Consider the following 5,141-nt stretch of genomic DNA (forward strand, 5'->3'; position numbering starts at 1 on the left):
CTGCCCAAAGGGTTCTTCCTAGGGGCTATTTACTCTTTGTTGCTCGGTTTTTACTTAGCCCACTAGGTTACAAACCTCGCGCCGCGATTAAATAGCCCCTAGTTTGAACAAATTTTAATCCGCAAAGATCAACAGACCCTAGTACCCATTTTATTATAAAACCCAGCATTGACGTTGGGTTTTTATTACTAATAAAAAAGTTATTACTCGTTTTTATTTGAAAATGTTTCTCTCCAATGCGGGTTTTTCAAAAATTTATAGCCTGTAAACTTTACCTCAATAGTTAGTGCATCAGCACATAGTTTATTATTTAGGTGAAATTATGAAAATTAACACGTTATTGCTAGCAACTTCTCTTTTAGGCGCAAGTTCGTTTGCTGCAAAGGCAACAATTGAAGATCAAATAACATCCGCGCCGGGCATGGGAATATTTGCAAACTACAACGAACATATAACTAACACGCCATTTTTACTCAATCTTGATAGCCAACCTAAAGAGCAGATGGGGCCGTATTTAACACGTCAATATTTTCATGGTACACAATCTACGTTTGTAAAATGGGTGGCTAAAAAAGGCGGTAAGGTGCCTTTACATAAACACCCAAACGAGCAAGTAACGTGGATCATTTCTGGCGAGGCCAAAGTGTTCTCTGGTGGCAAACAATATCTTATGAAAGCAGGCGATATGATGGTAATACCTGCTAACGTACCGCACGAGTTTCACTTCAGTGAAGATACTGTAGATATCGACTTTTTTGCCCCAGCGCGTCAAGACTGGATAGATGGTACTGCTAATTACATTCAACAAAAGTAGGGTAAGTTATGTTTTTAAATAAATCTAAATTAGGCTTAACGGCAATTGCCATACTTGTAAGCTCAACGGTAATGGCTGAGCCTGAAACGGTTAAGTCAGAGATTTACGCACAAACAGATGCCGCAGTAGGCGGTATTACATATACGCAAAATAAGCGCTTTATTTTCAGCTATCATCCATTTTATAACCCCAAGGTTAAAGTAGGCGAGCTTTTAAAAAATGGTGATGTAGTGCCATTTCCTAATGCGCAAATGCAAAACGCATATAAAAGTGATGGCAGTTTAAAAAATCCTGCTGATTACTTAAATTGGGTACTCGGTGTAAGAGCCGACGATACTGGTAATGTGTGGATATTAGACTCTGGTCAAGCACTGCCGCGTACAACACCAAAGTTGATAGCGTGGGATGCGATAAGCAATAAGTTAAATAAAATTATTTACTTACCAAGCCCTATCTCTTTGCCACAATCGCAACTTAATGACTTAGCTATTTCTAGCAAATACCATACGCTAGTCATTGCAGACGAAGGCATTGCTAATGGTGCAAATGGCAAGGAAGCAGCACTGATTGTGGTTAATACACAAACAGGAGCGAGTCGCCGTGTTCTGCAAGGGCACGATAGTGCTTTACCCGATTACTCAATGCCAATAATAATAGATAAAGGTACGAGTGAACAAAAGCAACTTGATACCTTTATTGGTGCCGATGGCATTGTGCTTGATAACGCACAGCAGTGGCTTTATTTTGCTCCACTTAATAAAAAATATGTTTACCGTATTAAAATGGCCGATATCGCCAATGAACAATTAACCGATAAGCAAATAGGTGAGCGCGTAGAGCAATACGCACAAAAACCAGTAAATGGTGGTTTGAGCATAGATGCAGACAATAACCTGTACTTAACCATTGTTGGTGAACGTACGGTCGGCGTTATAGATGCTAAAACGCGCCAGTACCGCGATTACACCTATGATAAAGAGATGATATGGCCTGATGGTGTAAGTATTGGCACTGAGGGTTACATGTACACAGGTGCAGCGCAGTTACCGTTATCAGCACAACTCAACAATGGAAAGGCAGAAAACAAAGCCCCTTATTATATATTCAGATTTAAACCTTTAGCTGAGGGAGTAATAGGGCGCTAAGCACTATTACCAAAGCTAAATACTTACTTTATTAAACACGCTTAGCAGCGTGTTTTTTTATGCGACTTAAAGTTGAATAACGACTGAGCTAGTGTGTGTGGTATTTACTGGGGATTATCAATTAAATCATGATAATGTTTCAATCATTAGCGCGTTTTTCGCTACTCAATAGTTCGCTATATTACACATACCTTATTACTGACCCTTGGCATATACCATGAAATTATATACTTACTCACATTGTCCATTTTTTGCGCGTGTGAGCTATATAGCAGGAAAACTCAATATTAAGCTTGAAGAAGTTATTATTGATTATGATGACATTGAAACACCAACAAACTTAATTGGTAAAAAAATGGTACCTATTCTTGAAAAAGACGACGGCTCAATAATGGCTGAAAGTAATTATATTATTCGCTGTTTTTTACAACAAAAAAATGTTGATGAACCAATGGAGCCATCAAAAAATAGTCTTCAATGGCAAAGCAGTGCTTTTTTACCGCTACAACAAATTGGTTATCCTCGCTGGCCGTTGCTTAGTCTAAGTGAATTTAAGACTGAGTCTAGCCGGGTGGCTTGGGAAGATAAAAAGCAAACAATTGATCTTAATTTTGTCCAACTATTAGCATCGACAAGTGACATTGTTTCTCAAGTAAACGCATTTTTAATCGGTAGCGAAAAGCTGCTTAATATTGAAGACGGAAAAAGTAATATTTCGTTGTTTGATAGTGCCATTTATTTTTCTATTCTAAGAGGCTTGTATTGTGAACCTACAATTACATGGCCGCAGCAATTAAATGTGTGGATGAATAATGAAGCACTAGATTCAGGCGTTCCTTTATTGAAGTAATAAGCCCATTTTTATAAATAGTGCGACTCCATTCGTATAGCGTTTCAGGCCAGTGACTTTGTTACTGGTCTTTTTTTGTTTCAAAAAAAATTAGGCAACAAAAAGCCACTTTAAATATAAGTGGCTTAGTTTATTTTGATTTTGTGAATGCTAACGTTTGTTAGCCTTCACAGCTTTAAAAAAGCTTATAGAACTTGGATTATTTGCTCTTTTGCTAAACGTGATTTAGGCAGTTTGGCGTTATAATCTTCAGAGTCATCATGGTAGCCAAGCACTAAAGCTACATCACAAATATAGCCATCCAGCTCTTTTTCAAAGATTTCACCAATAAGTTCAGCGTCTACGCCTTCCATTGGGGTTGAATCAATACCTAAACGTGCTGCTGCATGCATGGTGTTACCTAGCGCAATGTAAGTTTGTGCTTTAGTCCATGTTGCATTGTTACCTTGCTCATCGGTATTCATATCAACAAAGGCAAATGCACCAAAAGCCTGTTCGCGGTTTTCTGCTTTTGTACGACCATTTTTAATGTCGGCATCAATGATTTGTGCGTAATCTTCGCGTGTATATTTAGGGTTGTGAGCAAATAAAATAACGTGCGACGCTGTTTTAATATGAGGCTGATTAAATTGAAACTTATTAGCAAAGGTATTATGCATACGTTCTTTAGCTTCGTCAGACTCAATAACGATAAATTTCCAAGGTTGTGAGTTAATAGATGAAGGAGAAAGACGCATAGCTTCAAAAACTACGTCTAGGTCATCTTGAACAATACGCTTGGTTGTATAACGTTTAGTTGTGTAACGTTTTTCTAAATCACTAATAATTGGGTGAGTCATTTGTTTCTCCGTTAAGTGGCCTGTTTGACCGATGTTTACTATATTGAGCCGTTTTATTAAAAACAAAGCCCGTATAACTATTTAATTACTTACTGGTTGAGCCACTGGCGCGTTACGTCATCAAGTACTTGTCGCTCTTTGCTAACTTTATAATCAAGTGCGGCAATTATGTCGTTTGAAAAGTGTAACTTATCAAGTGTGTCTAATTGAGCTTGACTAAAGAGCGCTTGTTTATCATCACGCAGCAATAAAACTGCTCTATCAACGCTGCCAAGTAAACCTTGTGGATCGGCAAGTTCACGTATTTTATGTTTATGGTGTAAAAATTGAGGTTTCCAAAGGGGAACTACGCACCATGTGTGAGTTGCAACGGCGTTTTCAAAAGCGCTAAAGCAATCATCTTCTGTGCCAGTTAAAAATTCATAGCCAGCTTGAGATAACCCGTACTCTTTAATCATGTTAATTGAAAAGCGCGTAATGCCAGCACCGGCATTTATGCCCTGAATCGTTTTTGCATTTTGGCAAGGACATCAGGTTTCAGTAAGTCGCTAATTTGGCTTACGGCATGCTCTGGTATGTAATCGGGTACGCCCCAGTGAGCATAAGGTTGGTAATGTAAGCCAAGTTCAATAAGTGGCATAACCAGCTCCACATCAGCTTTATAAATACCGTGGCTTGACGGAAGCCACGCAGAAGCGAGTAGGTCTATCTCACCTGATTTTAAATTTTTAAAGTTATCTTGATGCGGCGCGTAAATACGCTCAACGCTAAAGCCCATATCAGTTAAAACATGGCTGATAATTGAAGCGGTAACTCGATGAAATGATAAATCGGTTACACCTAATTTTAAATGTGGTGTACTCATAATGTATTACTCCATTTAATAGAGCAGCCCATGCTAGGTGTTTGCTGCTGAGGGCCTTTGCCTGTTGCGGCAATTTGGCGCATTGCATTAACTAACTCAGGGGTACGATGTGTGGTGCCATTCATTTTTGTATCGTCTAAGCGGCCACGGTATTGCAGTTGCCCATGCTTGTTAAAACCAAAAAAGTCAGGTGTGCATACCGCGCCATAGGCTTTGCCTACGCGCTGGTCTTCATCAACCAAATAGGGAAATAAAAAGCCATGTTGTTTAGCAAATTTTTCCATATTGGCAGGAGAGTCTTCTGCTACATATTGGTAGTCGTTTGACATGATAGCTAATACATTAATGCCTTCACTAATAAGTGTCGCGGTGTCTTGGCTCAAGCGATTGGCTATACGTTGTACATAAGGGCAGTGGTTACAAATAAACATAATAAGTAAGCCATTTTCACCCAGATTATCGGCTAATGAAAACGACTCACCTAATGGGTTTTTTAGTGTGAAGCTAGGGGCTTGCCAGCCAAAATCACAAATTGGTGTATCTAATAACATACGTTAACTCCTAAAAAGCCAGCCCGTATGGCTGGCTTATAAAAATAATTAATTATTTTTGATTAAAGCGAAAACGC

5 protein-coding genes and 1 pseudogene are annotated in these 5,141 nt (G+C 38.9%); 3 read left to right on the forward strand and 3 right to left on the reverse strand.

Features of this window, described 5'->3' with window-relative positions:
* Positions 1-322: 322 nt before the first annotated feature.
* From CXF89_RS18175 to grxB, 3 genes are all read left to right on the forward strand, one after another.
* Positions 323-814 (forward strand): cupin domain-containing protein, encoded by a 492-nt coding sequence (locus tag CXF89_RS18175; RefSeq protein WP_007584521.1) that lies wholly within the window; start codon positions 323-325, stop codon positions 812-814.
* An 8-nt stretch (positions 815-822) separates the two neighbouring features.
* The gene (locus tag CXF89_RS18180) at positions 823-1,959 is read left to right on the forward strand and encodes an L-dopachrome tautomerase-related protein (protein ID WP_121955386.1); all 1,137 of its coding nucleotides are present in this window, start codon (positions 823-825) and stop codon (positions 1,957-1,959) included.
* A 217-nt stretch (positions 1,960-2,176) separates the two neighbouring features.
* Positions 2,177-2,809, forward strand: coding sequence for a glutaredoxin 2 (grxB, locus tag CXF89_RS18185; RefSeq protein WP_121955387.1), 633 nt, complete (start codon positions 2,177-2,179; stop codon positions 2,807-2,809).
* Between the two features lie 185 nt (positions 2,810-2,994).
* Here the strand turns inward: grxB and CXF89_RS18190 are convergent, their stop codons facing one another.
* The 3 genes and pseudogenes from CXF89_RS18190 to CXF89_RS18200 form a co-directional block, all read right to left on the reverse strand.
* Positions 2,995-3,648 carry a nitroreductase family protein gene (locus CXF89_RS18190; protein ID WP_007581884.1) on the reverse strand — a complete coding sequence of 218 codons (654 nt, stop codon included), beginning with the start codon at positions 3,646-3,648 and terminating at the stop codon, positions 2,995-2,997.
* Between the two features lie 89 nt (positions 3,649-3,737).
* Positions 3,738-4,513 (reverse strand): annotated as a pseudogene (locus CXF89_RS18195) (glycine betaine ABC transporter substrate-binding protein).
* On the reverse strand, positions 4,510-5,064 hold the full coding sequence (locus tag CXF89_RS18200) for a thioredoxin family protein (protein ID WP_121955388.1): 555 nt from the start codon (positions 5,062-5,064) through the stop codon (positions 4,510-4,512). Before CXF89_RS18200 ends, CXF89_RS18195 begins: the two are co-directional and overlap by 4 nt.
* Positions 5,065-5,141: the final 77 nt, after the last annotated feature.

This window comes from Pseudoalteromonas sp. MelDa3 (genome assembly GCF_002863625.1).
GTDB classification, from domain to species: domain Bacteria; phylum Pseudomonadota; class Gammaproteobacteria; order Enterobacterales; family Alteromonadaceae; genus Pseudoalteromonas; species Pseudoalteromonas arctica.